The sequence below is a fragment of the Streptomyces omiyaensis genome, assembly GCF_014650895.1.
Taxonomy (GTDB): domain Bacteria; phylum Actinomycetota; class Actinomycetes; order Streptomycetales; family Streptomycetaceae; genus Streptomyces; species Streptomyces omiyaensis.
Window position 1 is genome coordinate 19,722 of the sequence record NZ_BMVV01000041.1, and the last position, 23,456, is coordinate 43,177.

A 23,456-nucleotide genomic window follows, 5' to 3' on the forward strand; every position below is an offset into this window, starting at 1 on the left:
CCGCGGCCATGCGGCCCTCACCGCTTCCGCTCCGTCCGGTCCGGGGCGCGGGCCCTCCCCACCGCGTCCGGACGGCTCCCGGCCGAGCCGCCCCGGGCGGACGCGACCGGACGGCGCAGGGCGAGGGCCGCGGGCGGTCCCCGGGTCGGCTTGCCGCCGAGGCGGCCGGCCTCGCCGATGAGGAGGCCGCCGAGCGCGCGGAAGACCGCCCGGCCCCGGGCGCGGCGGAGGGCCGCGGAGCCCACCGCCGGGCGGTGGGCGCGGTGGAAGCGTCCGGCGGTCCGCCGCACCCGCGTCCGGCGGGCGCCCCCTCCGGAGCGGGCCGGTGCAGGGCCGTCAGGAACGCGGCGGCGCGCCCGGCCGCGTCCGGCGCACCGGTCACGGGTGCGAGGTCGCCCGGAGTGCCCGGAACCCAGGCGGTGACCAGCCGGGGACGCGGGAACCGCTCCGGAGGCTCCCCGGACCGCCGGACCGCCAGGGCACCGGCACCCGGGTGTGCTCCCTCAGCGGCCGCGCGTCCGCCGCACCGGTCGCCCGCGGCAGCCGTACGGTCGAGCCGTCCCCCAGCCGCCGCAGCCGGTCGTCCCGGCCGCGCGCTCCGAGCCGCACGGGCAGACCGGCCGGATCGGGATGCTGTTCGCGCGGCGGCTCCCGGACCGGCGCGGCGGTGGTCCCGGCCCCGGCGGGAGGAGGGACGTCCGTCATGCCGGCCCACCCCGGGGCGCACCGCCGACGGCCGGAGCGCCCGTGCCCGCGGTCCCGTCGTCCTCGCGCACGTCCTCCGGGAGCCGGGGCGAGGCCAAACGGGTGTGCGCATGTCGGTCGTGCGTGATAGTCACTACATCCACGGGGCGGGACGATCACCGGTCCACCCCGTGCGAACACGGCAAGGGGTGGGGACATGGCGTTGCTCAGGGAGCTGGGGAACACGCTGGGACGGCTGACGGGACGGCCCGTCGCGCGCGTCGACGAGGACGCGGGGGACCCGGAGGCGGGACGCGTCCGCGAGGCCGCGGCGGCGCGCGACTGGGCGGCGGTGCGCGACGTGCTCGACGCGCGGCCCGAGAGCGAGGACCGCACGGGCCTGCTCTGGGCGGTGGGCGACGTCGCCGGCGTGGAGGGATGGATCGCCGACGTGGTGGCGGCGGAGCCCGAGGCCCCGCTGCCGCGCCTCGTCGCGGGCGTCCGGCACATCAGCTGGGCCTGGGAGGCCAGGACCTCCGCAAGCGCCCGGCACGTCTCCCGCGAGCAGTTCCAGGTCTTCCACGAGCGGCTCGCCGAGGCCGAGACGTGGCTCTACGAGGTCGCCGAGCGCGAACCCGGCTGGACCTCGCCCTGGTACGCCCTCCAGGTCACCGGCCGCGGACTCGAAGTCGGACCCGACGTGGCGCGACGCCGCTTCGAGGCCACGGTGCGCCGCGACCCGCACCACCTGGGGGCGCACCAGCAGCGGCTCCAGCAGCTCTGCCGGAAGTGGGGCGGCTCCCACGAGGAGATGCACGACTTCGCCCACCGGTCGGCCTTCGACGCCCCGGGCGGGACGCTCCTCGGCCAGCTCGTCGCCGTCGCGCACATCGAGCACTGGCTCCACCTCGACTCCGGAGCGGACGCCCGCTACATCGGGCAGCCGCAGGTGATCGCCTCCCTCCACAGGGCGGCCGACCACTCCGTCCGGCACCGGGACTTCGTCCCCGGGCGCGGCTCTCTCCAGGTCCTCAACACCTTCGCCATGGCGTTCTCCCTGGCCGGGGACCACACCGCCGCGCGCGAGTTCTTCCTGGCCACCGAGGGACGGGTCACCGAGTTCCCCTGGTACTACCTCGACGGCGACCCGGTCGCGTCCTACAAGGCGCGCCGCGCGCTCGCCGGACGCTGAGCGGCGGACGCCGGGGACCGGCGCGCGGGAGGGCGGCGCGGGACCGGTGCTCCCCGACGGCACCTCCGGGCCGGAGCCGGGCGGCGCTCCTCCCGCCTCCGGAACCGCCACCGGTCCCGTACGGGTGCGCGCACCCGGCCACCGGTTCCCGCGCCCGTACCCGTACCTGAGCCCGCCCACAGCCTCCCGCGCCCGGCCCCGCCCCGCCACCGCGTCCGAGGCGCGTCCGCACGGACATCCGTGCCGCCGCCCGGCACCGGGCCCGGCACCGTCCCGCGCCCGCGGGACGCGTAGCGCCCGCACCCTCCCCCGATCCGCCCGACCACACACCCCGACCCCGCCCGCGCCCCTCGTGCGCGGGCGCGCACCGAAGGACCGCGCCAGGTGTCCCACCCCGATTCCCCCCAGACGTCGCCGACCTCCCCGACGGACCACACCTTCCAGGTGGATCTGCGCGGCCTCGTCGACCTCCTCTCCCACCACCTCTACTCCAGCCCCCGCGTCTACCTGCGCGAGCTGCTCCAGAACGCCGTCGACGCCATCACCGCCCGGCAGGCGCTCACGCCCGGCGCGGCCGGCACGATCACCGTGCGCACCGGGGAGACGCTGACCGTCACGGACACCGGCATCGGCCTGACCGAGGCCGACGTGCACCGCTTCCTCGCCACCATCGGACGCAGCTCCAAGCGGACCGCCGAGGGCGTGCTCGACGGCGCGGGACTGGACGCCGCGCGCGGCGAGTTCATCGGGCAGTTCGGCATCGGCCTGCTCGCCTGCTTCGTCGTCGCCGACGAGATCACGGTGCTGAGCAGGTCCGCCGCCGACCCGGCCGCCCCCACCGTCGAGTGGCGCGGCCACTCCGACGGCCGCTACACCATCCGCACCCTCCCGTCCTCGACGCTCCCCGAGCCGGGCACCACGGTGAAGCTCGTCCCGCGCGCCGACAACGCCGAGTGGACCGGCCCCCAGCAGGTCGTCGCCCTCGCCCGGCACTACGGCCGGCTCCTGCGCCACGAGGTGACCGTCGTCGACGCGCGCGGCGACGACCACCGGATCAACGAGGCACCGCCGTGGGAGAGGACGCACCGCTCCCCGCTGGCCAAGCGCGAGGCGTACACCGCGTACTGCCGCGACCTCTTCGACTTCACCCCGCTCGACACCATCGAGCTCGACCTGCCGGCCGCCGGACTGCGCGGCGTCGCCTACGTCCTGCCGAACGCCGTCAGCCCCGCCCAGCGCGCCGGCCACCGCGTCCACCTCAAGGGCATGCTCCTCACCGACCAGGCGCCCGAACTGCTCCCCGAGTGGGCGTTCTTCGTGCGCTGCGTCGTCGACACCACCAGCCTGCGGCCGACCGCCTCCCGCGAGTCGCTGTACGAGGACGGCACGCTCTCGGCCGTACGGGACGCCCTCGGCGACCGGATCCGCGACTGGCTCACCGGGCTCGCCGCCAGCGACCCCGCCCTCCTCCACCGCTTCATCGACACCCACCACCTCGCGGTCAAGGCGCTCGCCCGCTACGACGACGAGCTGCTGCGGATCGTGCTGCCCTGGCTGCCGTTCGAGACCACCGACGGCAACGTCACGCTGGAGGAGTTCGCCCGGACCCACCCGACGCTCCTGGTGACCCGCAGCGTCGAGGAGTTCCGCCAGGTCGCGCCGATCGCCTCGGCCGCCGGACTCGGCGTCGTCAACGGCGGCTACACCTACGACCGCGACCTCGTGCACCGACTGCCCGAGATCCGGCCCGGCAGCACCGTCACCGACCTCGACCCGGCCACCGTCACCGCCCACCTCGACGCCGTCGACCCCGGCGCCGAACTCCGCGCCGCCGCCTTCCTCGCGGTCGCCCGCGAGACGATCGGCGTCCACGACTGCGACGTCGTCCTGCGCGACTTCCAGCCCGTCACCGCGCCCGCGCTGCTCCTCGACAACCGCGACGCCCGGCACGAGCGGACCCGGTCGAGCCTCGCCGCCGACAGCGACGGCCTGTGGGCCGACATCCTCGGCTCCCTCCGGAACGAGACCCCGCGCGCGCAGCTCGTCCTCAACCACCTCAACCCGCTGGTCCGCCAGGCCCTCACCATCGGCGAGCGCGGCCTCGCCGTCACCACCGCCGAGGCCCTCTACGGCCAGGCGCTGCTCCTCAGCCGCCGCCCGCTGCGGGCGAGCGAGAGCGCCCTGCTCAACCGGGCCTTCATCGGCCTGCTCACCCACGCCATGCACCACCCCGGCGACGCCGCCCCCGGCTCCGAGCCCCGGAAGGAACTGTAGATGCTGGACACTCCCGAGGCCGTCGTCGAAGCGCTCCGCGAGAACCACGAGCGCCCCCACGGCCTGGCACGCACCGTCACCGCCGAGGAACTCGTCGAGGCCGCCGAGGCCTTCGAGAAGCCCGACGTGCTCGTCACCGCGCTCCTCGAACTCATGACGGCGTACGAGTTCACCGGCGAGCAGCGCAAGTCGCCCGTCGCCTTCGCCCGCATCCTCAAGCTGTGGGACTCCGCGCCCGACTCCTTCAGCCCCTACGAGGCCCACCAGGTCTTCTGGCGCTTCAAGTGGGTGACCACCTCCCTCCTCCAGGTGCCCGAGGTGCCGCTGACGGCCATCGGCGGCTGGATCGACCAGATGCGCGAGCGGTACGAGGCCGCCGGCCACGGCGTCCAGCCCGTGGCCGCCATGCGCTACCACCTCGCCCACCACACCGGCACCGCCGCCGCCGACGCGTACGACCTCTGGGCCACCCGCCCCCGCACCGAGCTCAGCGACTGCGAGGCCTGCGAGACCCGGCACCACGCCTGGCACCGCGTCGGCGAGGGCGACGACGCGGCGGCCCTCGACACCTGGCGGCCCGTCCTCGACGGCGACCAGGGGTGCAGCGAGGAACCGCAGATGAGCCAGGCCCGCGCCCTGCTGCCGCTGCTGCGCACCGGCCGCGTCGACGAGGCCCGCTCCCACCACCTCACCGGCTACCGCAAGGTGCGCGGCAACACCGGCATGCAGGCCGAGGTCGGCCTCCACCTGGAGTTCTGCGCCCTCTCCCGCAACGAGGGCCGCGGTCTGGAGATCCTCGCCGAGAACCGGCCGCTCTTCGAGGCGACCGGCGCCCCGCTCGACCGCCTCGCCTTCCTCACCGGCGTCGAGGTGCTGCTCGCCCGCCTCGTCGAGGACGGACACGAGGCCACCGCCGTCGCCGGCCCGCCCGGGCGCGACTGGACGGCCGCCGGACTCCTCGCCCACGTCCGCGCCGAGGCCGAACCCCTCGCCGCCGCCTTCGACGCCCGCAACGGCACCGGTGCCGTCGGCGACCGGCGCGGGGACCGGCTCGCCCGCCGCCCGCTGCTCGACGAGCCGCTCCCGCTCGGCCTGCGCGCCTCCGCCGGCGCCCGCGCGGTCACCCGCACCCCCGGATCCGGCACCGGTTCCGCGTCGGCCGTCCCCGCCGCCGCCCGGATCGAGGTCCCCGACGACTACGCCGCTCTGGTGCGCGAGGCCCGCCGCCTGTCGCGCGACGGCCACCCCGGCGAGACCAGGCTCTGGACGCGGATCGCGGAGCTCCGCGCCGACGCCGCCGCGCCGCACGACGACGCCCTCGGTCCCGAGGAGCTCCTCCTGGCCGAACTCGCCGAGCACGACGCCCAGCGCCTCTGGCTGGCCGACCGCCACACCGGCGGAGTCGCCGAACTGGCCACCGCCATCGCCCGCTTCGAGAGCCTGGACATGCCCTGGCACGCCCTCTCCGCCCGGGCCCGCTCCCTCGCCTGGACGACCACCCCGGGCTCCCGCGACGGCGACGGGAGCGTCCGGGACCCCGCCGCGGCCCGGGCCGCCCTCGACGAGCTGAGCGCCCTCGCGGAGAAGCTGCTCGCCGAGACCCCCCTCGACGGCGAGCCGCTCGGTGCCGCGGAGGCCGCGTTCGGTGCCGACCTGCGCACCGAGCGCACCCTGGCGTACCTCTCCTTCCTCTACTCCGTGGCCTTCGCCGCGTACCAGGAACTGCTCGGCGTCCTGGCCCGGGAGGGCGACGGCGGCGAGGGCGACGGCGGGACAGGGACCGGGACGGAGGACGCGGGGGCCTCCCGGGACCCCGCCGGGGCGGCCGAACGGTTCGAGCGGAGCGTCGGCGCCCTCCGCGCCGAGGCGCTCCGCCTCGGCCACCCGCACCAGAGCGCCAACGCCCGCCAGTTCCGCGCCGACGTGCTCACCCGCCGGGGCGCCATGCCCGAAGCCGAACGGGAACTCCGCGAGGCCCTCCAGGACCTCGAAACCGCCGGCCGGCCCTGGCGCCGGCCGCGCCCGTCGGCCCTCCTTGCCCAGGTCCTGCTCGCCCAGGACCAGCCGCAGGAGGCGGTGGACCTGCTCCACGCCGCGCTCGCGGACGCCGTCGCGCACGACGACACCACGTTCGCGGCCGCCCCGACGTACCTGCTGCTCGGGCACGCCTCCTCGCACCTCGGGGACCACGGCGGCGCCGTCCGCCACCTCTCCGAGGCCGCCGTCCGCTTCGACCAGGCGGACGAGCCCGGCAGCGCCACCGAGGCGCGCCTCCAGCTCGCGGACGTCCTCGCCCGCTCCGGCCGGCCGGCCGACGCCGTCGCCGTCCTGGAGTCGGTCCTCTCCGACGACGCGGCGTCCGGGGTCGACGCGCGCACCCTCGCCCAGGCCCGCCTGACCTTCGGCCGGGGCCTGCGCGAGCTGGACGAGTTCCTGCCGGCCGCCGAGGAGCTGCTCCGCCTCGCGGACACCGTCGCCGGCTGGCCGGAGGACGAGCGGGCCGGAGTCCTCACCCTGGTGGCCGCCGAGGCGGCGACCACCCTCGCCCTGGCCGGCCGCTGGGACGCCGCGGCGAAGGCGTACGAGCGAGCCGTGGCGGCCCACGCCGAGGCGCCCAACCCGCCGATCGTCCTGCTGATGATGCGCGAGTTCGCCCGTCTCACGCCGAAGGACCGGGACGGCGCAGGCGCACCCGCGCGGACCGCCGGGGACGGTGACGGGGCCGGAGCCGGAGAGGGGGCCGGGAGCGTCGCCGCCGACCCCGGGACGGAGGCCGCGCTGGAGTACCTGGCCGCCGCCGACGGGGTCCTCGCCGCGCTGCCCTCCGGGGACGAGGGCTTCGCCGTCTGGTACGAACGCGGCGAGATCCACTACCGGCGCGCCCGCGTCCTCGCCGAGGCCGGCCGCCACGAAGAGGCGCTGCCGGAGGCCGAGGCCGCCGTCGCCGCCCACGGCGAGGGCGGCGAGCAGGGCGAGCTGCCGCGCGCCGAGGCGGTCCGTGTCGCGGCCCTGATCGAAGGCAACGGCCTCGACCGCGCCAACGAGGCGATCGCCCGCCTCACGACGGCGTCGGCACGCTGCCGCGAGGCCGGCCATCCGGAGGCCGCCCAGGTCCTGGACGCCCTCCGCCAGGAGCTCATGTCCCGCTGACCGACCGGCATCCGGCGCCACGGGGGCGGCTGCCCGGCCTTCGAGGCCGGGCCGCCGCCCCTGCGCCGTCCCGCCCGGTCAGCGGGCGCCGGCCGGCGGCGCGGTACCGGGCGCCGGCACGGCGGCCGGGGGAGGGGGAGGCGGGAGAGGCGAAGGGGAGGGGGGAAGCGGTGGCGGTGGCGGAGGCGGCGGGGGGCCGAGCGGCATCGGCGGGACACGGGGGCCGCGTTCGCGCGGCCCGGCCACCGGGGGAGGCGGCGGCGGGCCGGGAGGCAGGACGCTCGCGCGGGGCCGGGGCCCCCGCGCCGGCGGACGGGCCGGCGGCGGGGGCTGGGGAGGGGGAGGGGGAGCTTCGCCCAGGGGCGGGAGGACCGGTCCGCCCGCCCGCAGGCGCGCGAGGGTGCGCTCGCGGCGGCGGCGGGCGTCGGGAGCCTCGACGCGCCCGAAGACGAACCGCACGGCGGCGGTTCCGGTGGTGCCGAAGACGTCCCCGACCGCGCCGAAGGCGAACCCGGTCGTCTCGACCGTGAGCAGCTCGTAGCCGAGGGCATGGGCGATGCTCCGGATCCGCTCCTTCCGGGAGGCGGGGACGGCGCGGGCGTCCAGCAGCAGTTCGACCCGGACGCTGTCGTCGAACCGTGCCCGGATCCCGTCGTCGTCCACGTGCCACCGTCCCTCGGCGGGGGACCGGCGGACCGTCCGCCGTCCCCGTCCGTGCGGCGATCCTCGCACCCGGCGCGTCGTGTCGGCGAGTGATCGGTGGCCTGTTCCTTCCCTTGCGCGGCAGGGCGATCAAGGGCGGGGACCCCCACGGGGACGTGGCCCCGTCACCAGGTCCCGTGCCCGTGGCTGCTCGCGGCGGGCCTCCCCCGCCCGGGCGGGGGAGTCCGGCGGGCGGCCCTGCGCCGGCAAGTGGCCGGTTCCGCACTGCGGGCGGGCGGCCGGCGCACCCGCCGGGGAACGCCCGGGAGCGCGTTGTCGGTGCCCCGTGACACGATCACGGGCATGACGCCTCTGCTCCTCTCCGACATCGAACGAGCCGTCCGCGACAGCTGGAGCGCCGAGACCTGCACGCCCGAGTACCGCGCGCGCTGGACCGAGGAGAACCCGGCGCGCGACCAGTGCGGGGTGACCGCGATGGTGGTCAACGACCTCCTGGGCGGCGAGCTGCTCCGCGGCGAGGTCCACGTGGCCGGCGAGCGCGTGGACCACCACTGGTGGAACCGCCTGGGCACGGGCGTCGAGATCGACCTGACCCGCGAGCAGTTCGGGCCGGAGGAGACCGTCACCGACGGCGTCGTCGTCCCCCGCCCGCCCTTCGAGGAGTGGCGCAGACTCCACGCGGAGTACGAGCTCCTGCGCGACCGCGTCCTGGACCGGCTCGGCCGGCGGGACGGGACGCCCGTCGCGACCGGAGGGGGCCTCCCGGCGTGACGCCCCCGGGGACGCTCCCCGCCGAACTGCGGGCGGGCGCGGGCGAGGACAAGAGCGGACGAGGACGAGAGCGGGTGAAGGGGTGCGCGGCCACGAGGGGCCGGGGCGCCCTCGGGATCCGATCCGAACAGGGGGGAACCGTTCGATGGACCACAGGACAGAGCCGACAGAGCAGGCACGGCCGGGAGAGCTGACAGGGCCGGGGGAAGCCCGCGTCGAGGACGGGAACAACGTCCTGGTCGCGCCCGCCTCCATGCACGACCACGTCGTGATCAGGGACTTCTTCGGGACCACGATCACGCCGGAGGAGCTGGCCGGCGGTGCGCCCGACCTGGCGGGGAAGACCGTCTACCTGTGCGGTGGCCCGGCGGGTCCCGCCGGCTCCCGCCCGCTCCGCGCGGCCGACCGGGTGTTCGCCGTCGAGGAGTCGTCGCACGGCGGCGGTGGGGCGGCCGGCGCCCCCCTGACCTCCGTCGGCCTCGGCCGGGTCCCCGTCCGCGTCCACGGCGTCGGCGTGTACTACCACCGCTACTTCGCACCCGAGGAGGACCACTTCGGGCGGATCCGCGCGGAGCACGCGTTCCAGTCGCTGAGGGAGTCCGACAAGGCCGGTACGGCCCGCCGCAGCGGCATCTACCTGACGCCCGTCGTCCGCACCGGCGACGCCCTGCATTTCCGTCTGCTGCGGTGCTCCACGAACCTCTCGGGCCCGACCGAGGGCTTCCGTCCCACCGACACGGGCATCGTCGACGCGCTGAACCGCGAGGCCGCCGCCGTCTTCCGGGACCACGCGCCGCTCAACCACGTCCTCGCCCAGACCTACCACAACACCCCCGCCACGCCGGAGCGGAAGCAGTCCAAGGCCAGGATCTCCTCCCACGCCGACAAGACCAAGGACATGCCCGTCAACGGCGTCATGGCCTTCTGCACCTTCTACGACGGCCTCGACCGGCTGCGTCCCCTGCCCGACGACCCCTTCGACCGCGGCGTCGGGAACACCAGCGCGCTGACCCGGCTCCACTTCCGCCTCAAGGAGCCCGCGGGCGAGGGGGGCGGGGCCGCCCTTCCGCCCCAGTTCACCCTGACCCTCCACCCCGGCTCGGTCTTCTTCATGCCCCTCTCCACCAACCGCCTGTACACGCACGAGATCCGGCCGTCGACGCTGGACGCCGACCTGCTGCCGACCCGGCTGGGGTACGTGGTGCGGTGTTCGAACGCCGAAGCCGTCCACGAGGACGGCCGGACCTTCCTCAAGACGGCCGGGGGCCCGGTGGAGCTGGAACCGCCCACCCCGGCCGGGATGGACGAGCTGCGCGGGCTGTACGCCGAGGAGAACAGGAGCTCGTCCTTCGTCGACTACGGCGACGCCTTCACCTTCAGCATGAACGAGGGAGACTACGCTGCGCCCCGGATCTAGGGTCTCGGACGAGATCCGCTCGTACTCCCTGTCCGCCGAGGCGAACCTCTTCGAGGAGCTGTCGGCGTCGGCCCGTCTCGAAGAGCTGGGAAAGGGGCGGCGCGGCGCCGTGCTCACCCGGGTCGACGAGGAGGGCGGCGTGCCCCTCGTCCGCACCACCACGCGGTACACCGCCCCGGCGCAGTGCTTCCGGCCGGTCCACGAACGGCTGGCACGGTGGATACGGGAACGGGCGGCGCTCCCGCACGACTTCGACAACGCCCTCATCGAGAGCTACACGAACGCCTACAGGAGGATGGGCGCCCATTCCGACCAGGCCCTCGACCTCGCGGACGGGTCGTCCATCGCCGTCTTCTCCTGCTACCGGGACCCCGGAGCGGGCGCGCGGCGGACGCTGATCGTCGAAGAGAAGGGCGCCGGCGGCGAGAGCCTCGAGGTCCCCCTCGCGCACCACGGCGTCGTCGCCTTCTCCGTCGACGCGAACCGGCGGCTGCGGCACCGCATCGTCCTGGACGCGCCCGCGCAGGCGGCGGACAACCCGTGGCTGGGCGTGACGTTCCGCACCTCGAAGACCCTCCTGCGGTTCCGGGGCGGACACCCGTACCTTCCGTGGGGCGCGCGTCTCACACAGGCCGACGAGGAGCAGCGGCGCGCGTTCCACCGGCTGCGCCGCCGCGAGAACGACGAGACGGACTTCACCTACCCCCCGCTGACGTACACCGTCAGCGAGAGCGACCTGGTGCCGCCGGTCCGGCCGTGAGCGCCACGGCCCCGGCCGCGCACCGGCCGGGGCGGAGAGAGCGCCACCGCCCCGGCCGCGCACCGGTCGTGGCGGAGGGCGTCACCGTCCCGGCCGCGTACGGTCCCGGACGGGGCGTCAGAGCGCGGCGAGCCGGTCCACCAGCAGGTCCACCCTGACGTCGGTGTGCTCGGGAGGGAGCCGCCCGGACCGGGTCAGGGTGGCGAGTCCGTGGAGGGCCGCCCAGAACGTCTCGGTGAACAGTCCCGGGTGGACACCGTCGCCCGCCACCTCGCCGAGGGTCTCCAGCAGGGCGGCGAAGGCGTCCTTCAGCGGCGCGGGGGTGTCCTCCCGGGCGAACGCCAGGCCGCCGTCGAGCCGGAACATGGCGTCGTAGACCGCCGGGTTGCGCACGGCGTAGTCGAGGTAGGCGCGGGCGAGCGCGGCGACCCGGGCCCGGGGGCCGTCGGCGGCGGAGGACGCGGCGCGCAGCGCCACGGCCATCTCGGCCGCTCCGTCGAGGGCGACGGCGCCGATGATCTCGCGCTTGCCGCGGAAGTGGCTGTAGAGGACGGGCTGGCTGTACTCGATGCGCTCGGCGAGCCGGCGGGTGGTGACCGCGTCCCAGCCCTGCTCCTCGGCGAGTTCGCGGGCCGTGGCCACGATGAGGCGCTCGCGGCCCGCCCGCTCGCGCTCCTTGCGTTCCTGTACCGACATGTCTCGATGCTAGCACCGCTAGACAATAGAGCGGCAGCAGTACTAGCGTTGCCTCATCAGCTAGCACTGCTAGATCCTTGAGGGGGCGTCATGTTCAACGTGTTCGAGGTGTTCACCACCGTGACCGTCGGCCTGATGGTGGGGGTGGAGTTCTCCGTGGCCTTCGTCATCAACCCGATCCTCGGCGGACTTCCCGACGACAGCGTCGTGCTCGCCCGTGCCCGCGGGGGCCGGATGCTCGGTGCCGTGATGCCGGTCTGGTACGTCACCTCGCTCGTCCTCGCCGGCGTCTGGGCCGTCGCCGGATGGCACCGGCCCGGCACCGGACTCGTCGTCACCGCCGCCGGACTCCTGGTCCTGAGCGTGGTCATGTCGCTGCTGCTGCTCGTCCCGATCAACAACCGGGGCAAGACCTGGACCCCCGAGAACCGGCCCGCCGACTGGAAGGAGCAGGCGAACCGCTGGGACCGCTACCACTACGTCCGCGTCGCCGTCGTCATCGGCGCCTTCACCCTCCTCGTCACGGCCCTCACCTCCGCCTGAGCCCCGGGCCGGTGTCCGGGTGGCGGGGCCCGGGATGCGACGGGGGCCGCGGCGAGCCGGACCCCGCTGTCGGACCGCTCCCGTGGGGCCGTGCATGATGACCGGCGTGAACACGGAAACCTGCGCCCCGGCCGAGGCGGCCGCCCTCCGGGAGCTCTTCGCGTCCCGCCCCGAGGCGGCGCCCCCGGCCGGCTGGGCGGCGGTGCGGTCCTTCGAGGCGGAGCACGGCATCGTCCTCCCGGAGCCGTACCGCACCTTCGTCGCGGAGATCTGCGACGGCCTCCGCGAAGGACCCCCCCACTACGGCCTCCTTCCCCTCGCCCGCACTCCCTCCGACTGGGGCGCGGACCGTCCCGAACGCCGGCTGGCGGAGCCCTTCCCGCTCACGGAGCCGTGGCAGTGGGAGGGAGCCGACGAGGAGGACGAGACCGGTGAGGAGGGCGAGCTCTCCCAGGAGGAGCTGGAGGCCCGGACGGACGCCGCGTACGACCACGGCTCCCTGCTCCTGGGCACCGACGGCTGCGGCATGTACTGGCACCTCGTCGTCACCGGCCCGGAACGCGGCCAGATCTGGATGATCGACGAGTACGGCGCCGTCCCCTTCGGCACCCGCCCGGGAACCTCCCCGATGCCCGGCACCCCCGGCTTCACGGGCTGGGCGACCCACTGGAGCCGGGGCGACTCCTGGTTCCCGGACGCCTGAGGACCGTGGTGCCCCGGACTCCAGGGGCGGGAGGGCGCATCGCCCACGTGAGGGGCGCGCCGTGCGCGGAGGGGCGGGAGACGGGTTCGCCCCCGGCGTGCGTGCGCGGGCTCAGAGCAGTGCCCGGAACGCGTCGCGCCGTTCGGGCAGGCCGGCTTTCCTGAGCCAGAGGGTCTTGTCGGCGATGTTTCCCCAGCACGCGTCGTTGGCGGCGATCGCGCCCAGGAGGTCCCGCTGGGCGGTCGTCAGCGGCAGGTCGGGGCGGTGGCCGTCCGGGAGGCCTTGACGAGCAGGGGCCCCCAGTCGCTGTCGACCGTGTGGTCGTTCGCGAGCGGCACCAGGGCCATGGCCGCCGGGGCGAGGTCCTCGAAGGCGCCGACGCGGTCGGGGGCGGCCTTCAGGAGGGCGAAGCGGAACCACCCGTCGACGAGGGGCAGGGGCTCCGGGAACCAGCGGTCCGCCGCGGCCGGGTCCTGCAGGGCCGTGAGCAGGACGTCGGTGGCGCGGGGCAGGTGCGCGACGCTCGGCGCCAGCGCGGCGCAGGCGCGCACGGCCGGATCCCGGTCGTCGAGGAAACCGCGGGTATCCGGATGCGGATCGTCGAGGAAGGGTCCACCGCGTCGTGGAGCTCGGACCGGATGCTCCGGCACGCTCGGGTCGCTTCGAGCTCCTCCTCGTACGCGTCCGTGTCCTCGTCCGCGACGGAGTGTTCCTCGCCGCCGCCGGCGTTCTCTCCGCAGGCGGCGGAGTCGGCGATCCGGCCGAGCCGGTCGAGCAGCGCGGCCCGCAGGGGGGGGCGGGCCCGGTCGTCCCAGGGGAAGAAGCCCTCGTGCTCGGCCGAGGCCCGGGGATGCGCCAGGACCGCGGCGACGAACAGGGCCGCCGGTGCGGTGGAGCTGTACGGGGTCCCCTGGTGGAGGACGGACATCTCGAGCACCGCCAGGGCCTCGGCCTGCTCCTCGGGAGCCTCGCTCAGGAGCAGGACCAGGTGCGCCGGGGTGTCCTCGGCGCTCCCGTAGGCGTGCCGCAGCGCGCCCCAGTCGGTTTCCCGGAGGAGGTCCTCGGCCGCCGGGAGCGCCCCGGGCCGGAGGGGGTGCGGTGTTCGTCGTCTCGGTTCGTCACGTGTCCACCCTGCCGACCACCACTGACAGCCGGGCGTTGTGATCCGAGGCCGGGGGAGGGGCGGGGGCGGGGAAAGAGGGGGCCGGGGTCCTCGGTGCGTACGGCGCCCCGGGCGCTCTCCTCTCGGGGAGCGCCCGGGGCGGGGCGGGTGCCGGCGTCCGGTGCCGGTCAGTTCATCAGCAGCAGGCGGGTCTGGGGGACGAGCTTGCGGTTGACGCTGGTGCTCTGCACGAAGATGGTGAAGTCGGCGTTGTGGTCGGGCTTCACGCGGACCTCCTCGTCGGGCAGGCCCAGCAGGGCGCGGGCCTCGGGGCCCGTGTACACGCGGTCGGTCTTCTTCTCCAGGACGGCGATCCGCTTCCGCGCCTGGATCTTCTCCGACTTGCTCAGCTGGTAGAAGGCGCATCCGGTCCGGTACGTGTGCCCGGACTCGGTCACCCACTCGCGGATCGCCACGTCGCGCGCGACCGGGATCAGCTGGTAGCCGGACGCGTCGACCGGAGTGAGGCCGGCCGCCGCGATGGTGTCCTTGTTGACGGCCTCCGCGCCGACGGAGAAGACCGCGCGCGAACCGCGGATGCCCTTCGACCGGCCGACCATGAACTTCTCCGTGGCCTGCTGGATGACGTGGCCGGCCTCCTCCAAGCCCCGGGTGCTCGTGGCGTCCCAGACGGCGACGTTGTCCTTCGGGAAGCCGCAGTTCATGGCCTCGCGCTTGCCCATCTGGTCCGGCACGAGCACGGCCAGCGTCCAGTTGTCGTCCTGCTTCTCGATCATCTCGGCCACCGCCGCGACCAGCGCGCGGGGCTGCTTGCCGGGGGAGTCCGGGCAGCGGTGGCTGGCGTTCTCCTGGCCGTCCGTCAGGACGAAGGTCAGGAAGCTGTGGTCGCCGTACAGCTGCGCGGTCTGCGCCAGCTCCCGCTGCGACTTCAGCGCGGCCGCCAGCAGCGCGGTCATCCCCCCGACCTTGTACAGCTCCTTCAGGGACGGCATGCGCAGCACGTCCTTGTCGTAGATGACGCACTCCACCTTGTCCGCGAACACGTACACCGTGACCCGGGTCTCCTGGTCCAGCTCCCGCGACCGCCGGGCGAGGTACGCGATCTGCTGGTCGGCGACCTCGACGACCTTGCCCCGCAGGTGCGACATGGACGAGCTCGCGTCCAGCACGAGGGCGACGTGATTGATGTAGTTCTGGCTTCCGGACATGGCAGACTCCCCGTCTTCGGCGGCTTGATGCTCCTATCGTTCCAGCCGCCACTGACAATCGAACAAGATCCGGAATCTGCCGTTCCGTCAGCGGGGGGTCAGGAGACAGAACTCGTTGCCCTCCGGGTCGGCCAGGATCGTCCAGTGGATCGCGGACCGGTCGAAGTCCGGGTCGGTGGCGCCCAGGGCGCGCAGCCGGTCCGCCTCGGAGGCCGGATCTTCGCCGGGGTAGGGCCTGACGTCGAGGTGGACGCGGTTCCACACGCTCTTGGCGTCGGGGGTGCGGACGAACTCCAGGTAGGGGCCGACGCCCTCGGCCGACCGCATGGTCGCGTGGTCGTCGGCGACCTCGTGCAGCGTCCAGTCCATCGCCCCGTCCCAGAAGCGGGCCATCTCCCGCGGGTCGGCGCAGTCGACCACCACCGCGGCGACGGGCCCGGTGTCCCGGTACCGCGGACGGGGCTCCAGCACGCAGAACTCGTTGCCCTCCGGATCGGCCATGACCGTCCAGGGGACGTCGCCCTGCCCCACGTCGGCGAGCGTCGCGCCGAGCCCCCTCAAGCGGGCGACCAACTCCTCCTGGTGGGCGGCCGAGGCGGTGGCCAGGTCGAGGTGCACGCGGTTCTTGGTGGTCTTCGGCTCGGGGTGGGAGATGAGGTCGACGCAGACGGCGACGGGGTCGGGGTAGACGAAGCCCACGGGTTCGAGATTGGTCACGCCGGGTCCCTCGCTGTCGACGCCCCAACCGAGCGCCTCCGCCCAGAACCGGCCGAGCGCCGAGTCGTCGTGGGCCTTCATGTTGATCTGCACGAGTCGCGTTGCCATGCACCGGATTTTAGGAGTTCGCCGATGCCGTCGCAGTCCGTGGCACCGACGCCTCGGGCCGTGGCACCGGCACCGCGGTGCGCGGCGCCGTCGGATCCGCCGGTGCGCGACAGCAGCGGCGGCCGGCGCCGGGTACAGGCCGAGGCGGCCCTCCAGGTTCGCCACCGCGCCGACGCGAAGGTTCAGGCCCTGGCCGAAAGACCGGACGGGGAAGGGGAACCGGGGGAGTGCCGCGCGTCCACTGCACCGCGGAGGACTTCCCCCGCATCCGGGTCGGCCCGCCCAGCCCCCGCCGGCGCGGAGCGGTACATCCCGCCGAGCTCGGCCAGGCGCAGGGGGCGTTCCCGGTAACTCCGGGAGCGGGAGCGGTGGATCAGCGCGTGGTGCGGGCGGAGGCCGGGCCGCAGCACGACCTGCTCGCCGCCGAGGTCCGTCGGCGGGAACATGCCGTCGCTGCAGTGCGCCCAGTGCCCCGAGAGCTCGTACAGCTCGCGCGTGCCCGGGACGGGCGAGTGGACGTGCCGGTGCCCCGCCCGCCGTTCGGCCTCGCGGATGTACTCCTCCAGGGCGTGGCGCACGGTCGCGCCGTCGGGGGCCAGTACGGCGGGCCCGCGCCGATCAGCGGGTCGGTGCCGAAGAGTTCCAGCTCCCGGCCGAGCCCGCGGTGGGCGTGCTCGTACCCGTGGTCGTGAAGGTGCTCGTGGTCGCGGTCCCGGGACGGCGCGTGGGCGTTCACGGGGTGCGGTCTCCTCGCGGACGGGGCGGGCGACCGCGGCACGAAGCCCCGGGGCACTCGCCCCGGGGCTTCGGACTGAGACAGCGTCAGCGCGCCGGGACGCTCTCCGGCGTCGTCGTCCCAGCGGCGGGCTTCATGCCGGAGACGCCAACAGGGGCCGGGCGTCGCGACACCCGGTTTTCCCCGGCACGGGCCGTCCCGTGCGTCACGCCGCGTTCGCGGACCCCTCGGGTCCCTCGGCCGCGTCGAGGCCCTCGGTGTCGAGGAACTCCTCGTCGAACTCCTCGCCCTCCGGCATCATGGCGCCGGCGAAGCCGCCCATGAACTCCTCCGGGGACATCTCGGTGGCGCCCGTGGGGGCGACCGGCGTGACGCCGTCGCTCAGCTTCAGGGAGAAGCCGAACTTCTCGACCTTCGCGTTCTCGGTGAGCTTGGCCAGGTCGACGTACACCTCGGTCAGCTCGCCGTTCTTGAGCGTGAAGTCGGCCGTGACCTTGCTGTCGGGGGCGTCCTTCAGGTCGGCCGCCGTCGGCAGCTCCAGGCCGGGCGGCAGCTCCTTGGAGAGCGGCCGGATCTCGCCGACGAGGTTCGTGATCAGGGTGCGGAAGGGCGCCGTGGCCGCGATGTGCTCGGTGCCGTCCGCGCCGCCGGCCGTCGTGAACTCGACGTCGCGGGCGATGACCTCGCGCAGCGCCTCCAGGAGCTTCTTCTGCGTCTTGGGGTCCAGCGTGGGCTCGGGCGAGGCCTCGCCGGCCGGGGCGCCGCCGTCGGCGCCCGGCACCTCGCCCAGCTCCTCGCCGGCCTTCTCCATCGCCTTCGTGTCGAACTTGATCCACTCGCCCTCCAGCGCCTTCTTGAAGGCGCCGGCGTCCGCCGGCAGCTGGTCGGCGGAGGGCAGGGGCATGCCCATCGCCTCCCCGAGCTGCCGGACGTCGGACCGGATGTAGGTGTAGTCGCCGACGACCCGGTACTCGACCAGGTCGCCGTCCGCGGTGCTCACCTTCATCGCCGCGCCGGAGATGTCCTTCTCCTCCGACTCGGCCAGGGGCTTCTTCGACTCGACCGTGAAGCTGATCTTCGCGCCGCCGATCAGCTCGGCGGCCTCGTCCGGGATCTCCTCGCCCGGCTCCGGGTCCGACGAGGCGTCCAGTTCCCTGAGGGTCTCGGCGTCGACGTCGAGGTCCAGCTCGAAGGAGAGCGACGTGGCCTTCCCCAGCTTCTCGAAGGCCTGGTCGAGCTTCTTGCCGGCGGACAGCTGCTCGACCGTCCCGCAGGCGGCCGAGCCCGCCAGGACGGCGCCGACGACGGCGGTGGCGGTGAGGGTCTTGCGTATCGCGGTGATGATGGTCTCCTCGGACGTCCGATCGCTCCGATCGGGGTGTGATCGACTGCAAGACTCACAGGGCGCCCACAGGGTTGTACGACGGGGACGAGAACAACGGGAGAAGTCCGGCCGTCGGACCGTGGACGCGACGGCGACCCCGCCGCGCGGACCGCGCCCGCACTAGAGTACGGCGGCGTGGACCCACTGAGACCGGGGCAGGACCCCGCGCGCATCGGCGACCACGTCCTGCTCGGCCGCCTCGGGGCCGGCGGCATGGGGCAGGTGTACCTGGCGCGTTCACCGGACGGCGGGATGGTCGCGCTGAAGGTGATCCGGAACGAGATCACCGGGCACCGGGAGGTCCTGGCGCGGTTCCGCCGGGAGGTCGCCACCGTCGGTGCCGTCCGCAGCCCGCACACCGCGCGGCTGGTCGGCGCCTCGCTGGACGGGGAGCCGTACTGGCTGGCCACCGAGTACGTCCCCGGCCCGACGCTCCGTCAGGCCGTGGGCGAGCGGGGCTCCTTCGGCGCGAGGGAGTCCCGTGCGCTGTTCGGGGCGCTCGCGGTGGCGCTCGACAGCGTCCACGCGCACGGGATCACCCACCGGGACCTCAAGCCGCAGAACGTCATCCTGGCCGCCGGAGGACCCCGGCTCATCGACTTCGGGATCGCGCGCGGCCCGGACGACACCGCCCTGACGCGGACCGGGGCGGCACCGGGGACACCCGGCTTCACCGCGCCCGAGGTGCTGCTGCGCAACGAGACGTCCCCGGCCGCCGACGTCTTCGCGCTCGGCGCCACGATGGCGTACGTGCTGACGGGCCGCCCTCCGTTCGGCGACGGGCCCGCCGAAGCGGTCTCCTACCGCGCGGTGCACGAGGAGATCGACCTGCCCGTGGACGCCGGCGGGGACGCCGAACTGCTCGGGCTGATCCGGGCCTGCGTGGCGAAGGACCCGGCGGACCGGCCGGGCGTGGCGGAGGTCATCGCGCGCTGCGGCGGAGGGAGCGGTACGGCCCTGCCGCCGACCCGCGTCGACGACGAGCGCGACGAGCGCGACGAGCGCGATCCGGTGCGCGAAGGGGGTCCCGGGCCGGGCGCCGTCGCGCCCTCCGTGCGGCGCGACCGGTGGGCAGGCGCGGTCCTGGCCCTGGCGCTGGCCGCCGTGCTCGGCACGGCCGCGTGGCAGGGGTGGTACGAGGACGGCACGGGCGGCGGTGCGGGAGGCGGCGGCGCGGCCGGCGCGCAGGACCCCCCGGCCTCCCGGACGCCCGCCCCGACCCCGCCCCGGGAACGCGACCGGAACGGCCCCGGCACGCCCACCGGCCCCGGCACGGCGTCGTCCACGGCCTCCGACGTCCGCTGGGTCCTTTCGAAGGACCCGCGGCAGGCGCGGCTCGGAGCCGGGGAGTGCGACCGGCCCCCGGAGGCGGGACCGTCCGGCAGCAGGTCCTCGACCTCGGTGGCGTACCGCTCCGGCGCGCCCTCGGCGGACGTGAGCCTCTCGTTCTCCGGCGACCGGACCTACCGGCTGGTGGCCGGGGTGAAGCCGCCCGGCGGGAAGGGCTTCGGCCACCTCTCCCGGCCGGTGCGGGTCGGGCCGGAGCCGCGGGCCCTCGCCTATCCGCGGGACTTCCCCGGCGCCCCGCCCGTCACGTCGGGGAACGGCGACTGGACGGTGGTCGTGTACCGCGCCGAGACCGACGACCGGGCCGCGTGGACGCGGTTCGGCTGCACCGGCTTCCGGGCGGTTCCGGCGGGGTGACCGCGGCACGGGCCGCGGGACCGCCCCCGCGGCCGCCCCCGGGCGTCGCTCAGGCCGCGTTCGGGCCCACCTCCGTCGGGTTGAGCGGGCGGCGGACGGGCGCGAGGGAGGAGTACTCGTCGGCGCCGACGTCGCGGGTCGTTCCGCGCGCGTGGCCGTCGGCGTCCTCCGCGAGGGAGAGCGAGGCGAGGGTGGCGGAGCCGACGGCCGGGCTGGTGGCGGTGAGGCGGTGGACGCCGTCGGCGTCCTTGCGGAGCAGCGGGTCGACACGGCGGAAACCGCCGGAGGGGATGGTGCCGTCGGAGGCCGCGCCCCAGAGGATGTTGCCCTGCCAGGTGAAGCCGGTGGTGGTGCCGAGGTCCACCAGGCTGCCGCTGGAGGCGACGAGGATGTTGTCCGCGACGACGACGTCCCGCGGCTCGTGGGTCCGGCTCTCGCCGGAGAGGGTGGCGGAGTTGCCGACGAGCGTGTTGTGCGCGATGACGGCCCGGTCGCAGGCGTCGTTCCCGCGCCGCTGCTCGGTCGTCTCGCCGTCGTGGTGGTCGCGGGTGGTGCCGCTGCCGATGACGATGCCGCGGGAGGTCGTGCCGGAGACGTGGTTGTTCACCACGAGGTGGTCGTTGCCGTACAGGCGCACGCCGTTCTCGCCGCCGAGGACGTGGTTGCCGTCGACGGTGGTGCCGTTGCCGTGGCGCAGGACGATGCCGCCCTTGCTGTCGCGGAGGGTGTTGTAGCGGATGGTGTTGCCGGAGGACTTGACCGAGATCGCCTCGGGGTCGCCGTCGCAGCGCTCGAAGAGGTTGTGCTCCACCAGGGCGGCGGCGCTGGACAGGGCGCGGTGGCTGACGCCGAGGCGGATGGCCTCGCCGCCGTTGGCGCCGGAGTAGGAGTGGTCGGCGAAGTAGTTGCGGAGGATGTGGGTCCGCTGGGCCATGGCGGTGGTGCCGGGGCCGTCGACCACCAGGAAGATGCCCTGCGAGGTCCGGTGGTGGAAGTGGTTGCGGTCGACCTTGGCGTCGTCGCCGCGGACCGTCACCCAGTCGAGCCCGGCGGTGTCCGCCAGCTTGAAGTCGTTGCGGGTGAGGCGGATGCGGGGACAGTCCGCGGGGATGGCGAGGCCGGTCGTCTGCCGGAAGGCGAAGCCGCTGATCGTGATGTTGCTGGAGGCCGACAGGACGAAGCTGACCGGGCCGTTCAGGACGGCCCCGCCGCGGCTGGCCGCGACGATGCTGATCGGGGCGCTGGTCGTGCCGTTCCGGCCGGTCACGCGGATGCCGGACGACGGGACGGTGTAGGAGCCGTCGGCCAGGACGATCCGGTCCCCGGCGACCGCGCCGTCGATCGCGCTCTGCAGCGCCGCGATGCTGCCGACGGTCACGGTGCCGGCCGCGGCGGCCGAGCCCTGGGCCAGGGCGGAGAGCGGGACGGCCGTGGCGGCCGCGCCCATCAGGGTCCCCTTGAGGAACGTACGTCGACGCATGATGCCTCCTGGTGTGGTCGGCCTCCACCTTCGGCCCCCGCCCTGACGCCTCGCTGACGCCCCGCTAACGCGCGAGCGTCCCGGAGTCCCTCGCCGCCGGAGACCGGACGGGCCACGAGCGCCCACGGACCGGTGTGCACAGCCGCACCCGGGCCCGGACGCAGGGCCCGTGCCCAGGCCCGTCCCAGCCCGCCCCAGGCCTGTCCCCGGACCCGAACTGCCGGACCTCGCCGTGGGAATCGGACCGGCGGGGGGCGTCAGGGCCGATCGCGGCTTCAGGAAAGGAGACGACCGTGCGCTCCGCCTCGTCCCCTTCCGTGACCAACGGTCACGGGACGGCCCTGAGCAGGCCGGACGGTTCACTCGTACAACCTTCCGGTCCGGACGGAGGTCTCAGAGAGCGGCGCCGGTACCAATGCGCCGCTAGCTCGCTTATCGGGAGGAAAACTTCATGTCCGGATCCGCGTCCCGCCGGGGTGTGTCCGCCGCGATCACCACCGTCCTCGCCGTCACGCTCGGCGCGGGCGTCCTGACCGCCCCGGCCCACGCCGCCCCGTTGCCCGCCGCGGTGACGGCCGTGACGGCGGCGGCACCCGTCCCCTATCCGGTGGGCGGCGAGCCGCCCGCTGCGGTGGGGCGGACCGGCTTCCTCAACCAGACGACCGTGAACGGCAAGCGGATGCTCCGGTGGACCCGGTTCGCGGACGGGGCGACCACCGTGATCGACGCGCCGGTGGCCGACTCCACCGGCACCGACGTGATCATGACCGGGAAGGGGTCGACCCCCGCCCGCTCCCTGGTGCTGCAGCTGCGCGACATGGCCCCCGGCGGCGGCACCGTCACCATGGACCTCCGCCCGCTGAACGCCACCTACGTCAAGGCCGTCTCCCCGGACACGATCCTGGCGCAGGTGACGAAGGCCGACGGCTCCGTGGAGCTGCACCTGGTCACCAGTGCCGGCGGCACCCTCACCCAGCGGAAGGTCGAAGGCGTCCCGGCCGGCATCCAGTACCCCCATTCCACCGAGGCGCGCGACGGCTCGGTCCTGCTCACGTACTCCCTGCAGGACGGGACGGAGTGGAGGAGCGAGTTCGCCGTGGTGGACCTCGCCACCGCGAAGGTGACCTCCGTCCACCGGCCCGACTCCCGCCCCCGTCGGGGCGCGCTCTCCGCCACGCACCTGGTATGGACGGACGAGGGCAAGGTCCACTCCAAGGACCGCGCCACCGGCGCGGAGGCCGTGACCGACTTCCGCCTCACCGAGGACGAGGGCATGGTCGTCGGCCTGCTCGACTCGTGGCAGCTGTACGGGACCTGGACCACCCTGGAGGGCGACGGCACGGGCAACCCGCGGACGCTGGTGCCCTTCGCCGCGAAGTCCCTGGCCTCGGGGCGGACGGTCGAGCTCCTCGACTACGCCTACGGGACGGTCATGGCCGGCCCCGGCAACACGGCGTACGTGCGCGGCGGCACCGTCGAGCAGGGCGACGGGCTCTACCGGATCTCGATCGGCGCGGACGGCGTGCCGACCGCGCAGGCGGTCGCCGTCACCGGGAGGCCGGTGGCCCTGCGCCACCTCGGCGCGCGGGTCCCGCAGCCGTTCGACCTCGCCTCCCACATGGCACTCACGTGGAAGCTGTCGCGGGAGAACGCCGACGTCGACCTGAGGATCACGCACCGGGCGACGGGCAAGTCCTTCTCGAAGACGCTGCACCTCTACAGCGAGTCCGCCGGCAGCGAGTACTACTACGGCGACGACGTCTTCGGCATCAGGTGGTCGCAGATCGCGGAGGAGTCCGAGATGGGCCGGGACGCCGCCACCGGGACCTACGACTGGTCGTTCACGGCCCGCCCCCAGAACGGCGTCGGCCCGGCCGTGGAGGCCTCCGGCAGCTTCACCGCCGTCAAGAACGCCGCCACCCAGCACGACCTCGGCTGGAACGGCAGCCCCGACCTGCTGGCCCGGGACACCGCGGGCGTGCTGTGGAAGCTCAACGGCGAGTACGACGCCGCCGGCAAGACCCTCGCCCAGGTCCACTCGCCCGTCAGGATCGGCGGCGGCTGGCAGGCCTACGACCGGATCGAGGTGCTCGGCTCGGTCGGCTCCGGCCCCTCCGACTTCGTCGCCCGCGACAAGACGGGC

General features: G+C 74.8%; 18 protein-coding genes and 1 pseudogene. 10 read left to right on the forward strand and 9 right to left on the reverse strand.

The features are described 5' to 3' along the window. Positions 1-17: 17 nt before the first annotated feature. Entirely contained in the window at positions 18-290 is a 273-nt protein-coding gene (locus IE287_RS39575; protein ID WP_373307974.1) for a hypothetical protein, read from the reverse strand. Positions 291-901: 611 nt separating this feature from the next. Between IE287_RS39575 and IE287_RS35865 the strand changes: the two genes are divergently transcribed. The 3 genes from IE287_RS35865 to IE287_RS35875 all read left to right on the forward strand — a co-directional run bounded on the left by IE287_RS35865 (position 902) and on the right by IE287_RS35875 (position 7,300). Further along, positions 902-1,876, forward strand: coding sequence for a hypothetical protein (locus IE287_RS35865; RefSeq protein ID WP_229883961.1), 975 nt, complete (start codon positions 902-904; stop codon positions 1,874-1,876). 384 nt (positions 1,877-2,260) lie between these two features. Further along, positions 2,261-4,150 carry an HSP90 family protein gene (locus tag IE287_RS35870; RefSeq protein ID WP_189853598.1) on the forward strand — a complete coding sequence of 630 codons (1,890 nt, stop codon included), beginning with the start codon at positions 2,261-2,263 and terminating at the stop codon, positions 4,148-4,150. After that, on the forward strand, positions 4,151-7,300 hold the full coding sequence (locus IE287_RS35875) for a tetratricopeptide repeat protein (protein WP_189853599.1): 3,150 nt from the start codon (positions 4,151-4,153) through the stop codon (positions 7,298-7,300). Positions 7,301-7,378: 78 nt separating this feature from the next. Here the strand turns inward: IE287_RS35875 and IE287_RS35880 are convergent, their stop codons facing one another. Then, a complete protein-coding gene (locus tag IE287_RS35880; RefSeq protein WP_189853600.1) occupies positions 7,379-7,963 on the reverse strand; it encodes a hypothetical protein in 585 nt (194 codons plus the stop codon). Positions 7,964-8,305: 342 nt separating this feature from the next. On the opposite strand from IE287_RS35880, the gene IE287_RS35885 reads away from it, so the two are divergent. From IE287_RS35885 to IE287_RS35895, 3 genes are all read left to right on the forward strand, one after another. Next, on the forward strand, positions 8,306-8,734 hold the full coding sequence (locus IE287_RS35885; RefSeq protein ID WP_189853601.1) for a YunG family protein: 429 nt from the start codon (positions 8,306-8,308) through the stop codon (positions 8,732-8,734). A gap of 145 nt (positions 8,735-8,879) precedes the next feature. Further along, positions 8,880-10,151 carry a hypothetical protein gene (locus IE287_RS35890; RefSeq protein WP_189853602.1) on the forward strand — a complete coding sequence of 424 codons (1,272 nt, stop codon included), beginning with the start codon at positions 8,880-8,882 and terminating at the stop codon, positions 10,149-10,151. Next, complete coding sequence (locus tag IE287_RS35895) at positions 10,135-10,911, forward strand: 2OG-Fe(II) oxygenase family protein (RefSeq protein ID WP_189853615.1); 777 nt, start codon at positions 10,135-10,137, stop codon at positions 10,909-10,911. Before IE287_RS35890 ends, IE287_RS35895 begins: the two co-directional genes overlap by 17 nt. 117 nt (positions 10,912-11,028) lie before the next feature. On the opposite strand, the gene IE287_RS35900 is transcribed toward IE287_RS35895, so the two are convergent. Then, positions 11,029-11,607 (reverse strand): TetR/AcrR family transcriptional regulator, encoded by a 579-nt coding sequence (locus IE287_RS35900; RefSeq protein WP_189853603.1) that lies wholly within the window; start codon positions 11,605-11,607, stop codon positions 11,029-11,031. A gap of 90 nt (positions 11,608-11,697) precedes the next feature. On the opposite strand from IE287_RS35900, the gene IE287_RS35905 reads away from it, so the two are divergent. Beyond that, positions 11,698-12,150, forward strand: a complete 453-nt coding sequence (locus IE287_RS35905) for an anthrone oxygenase family protein (RefSeq protein WP_189853604.1) — start codon at positions 11,698-11,700, stop codon at positions 12,148-12,150. A gap of 94 nt (positions 12,151-12,244) precedes the next feature. After that, positions 12,245-12,853: an SMI1/KNR4 family protein gene (locus IE287_RS35910; RefSeq protein ID WP_189853605.1), complete on the forward strand. Its 609-nt coding sequence runs from the start codon at positions 12,245-12,247 to the stop codon at positions 12,851-12,853. Positions 12,854-13,098: 245 nt separating this feature from the next. Here IE287_RS35910 and IE287_RS38935 read toward each other — a convergent pair whose 3' ends face one another. The 5 genes and pseudogenes from IE287_RS38935 to IE287_RS35935 form a co-directional block, all read right to left on the reverse strand. Then, positions 13,099-13,404, reverse strand: coding sequence for a hypothetical protein (locus IE287_RS38935; protein ID WP_229883962.1), 306 nt, complete (start codon positions 13,402-13,404; stop codon positions 13,099-13,101). Between the two features lie 739 nt (positions 13,405-14,143). Further along, a complete protein-coding gene (locus IE287_RS35920) occupies positions 14,144-15,184 on the reverse strand; it encodes a vWA domain-containing protein (protein ID WP_189853606.1) in 1,041 nt (346 codons plus the stop codon). Positions 15,185-15,271: 87 nt separating this feature from the next. Continuing rightward, positions 15,272-16,009: a VOC family protein gene (locus tag IE287_RS35925; protein ID WP_189853607.1), complete on the reverse strand. Its 738-nt coding sequence runs from the start codon at positions 16,007-16,009 to the stop codon at positions 15,272-15,274. A gap of 262 nt (positions 16,010-16,271) precedes the next feature. Continuing rightward, positions 16,272-16,655: pseudogene (locus IE287_RS35930) on the reverse strand (threonine--tRNA ligase); the annotation flags it as partial. 295 nt (positions 16,656-16,950) lie between these two features. Then, positions 16,951-17,751 (reverse strand): hypothetical protein, encoded by an 801-nt coding sequence (locus IE287_RS35935; protein WP_308436916.1) that lies wholly within the window; start codon positions 17,749-17,751, stop codon positions 16,951-16,953. A 513-nt stretch (positions 17,752-18,264) separates the two neighbouring features. On the opposite strand from IE287_RS35935, the gene IE287_RS35940 reads away from it, so the two are divergent. Next, positions 18,265-19,833, forward strand: coding sequence for a serine/threonine-protein kinase (locus tag IE287_RS35940; protein ID WP_189853608.1), 1,569 nt, complete (start codon positions 18,265-18,267; stop codon positions 19,831-19,833). A 49-nt stretch (positions 19,834-19,882) separates the two neighbouring features. Here the strand turns inward: IE287_RS35940 and IE287_RS35945 are convergent, their stop codons facing one another. Beyond that, positions 19,883-21,313, reverse strand: coding sequence for a polysaccharide lyase 6 family protein (locus tag IE287_RS35945; protein WP_189853609.1), 1,431 nt, complete (start codon positions 21,311-21,313; stop codon positions 19,883-19,885). A gap of 451 nt (positions 21,314-21,764) precedes the next feature. Between IE287_RS35945 and IE287_RS35950 the strand changes: the two genes are divergently transcribed. Continuing rightward, positions 21,765-23,456 (forward strand): hypothetical protein (locus IE287_RS35950; RefSeq protein ID WP_189853610.1); only part of this gene is annotated, 1,692 nt, incomplete at its 3' end.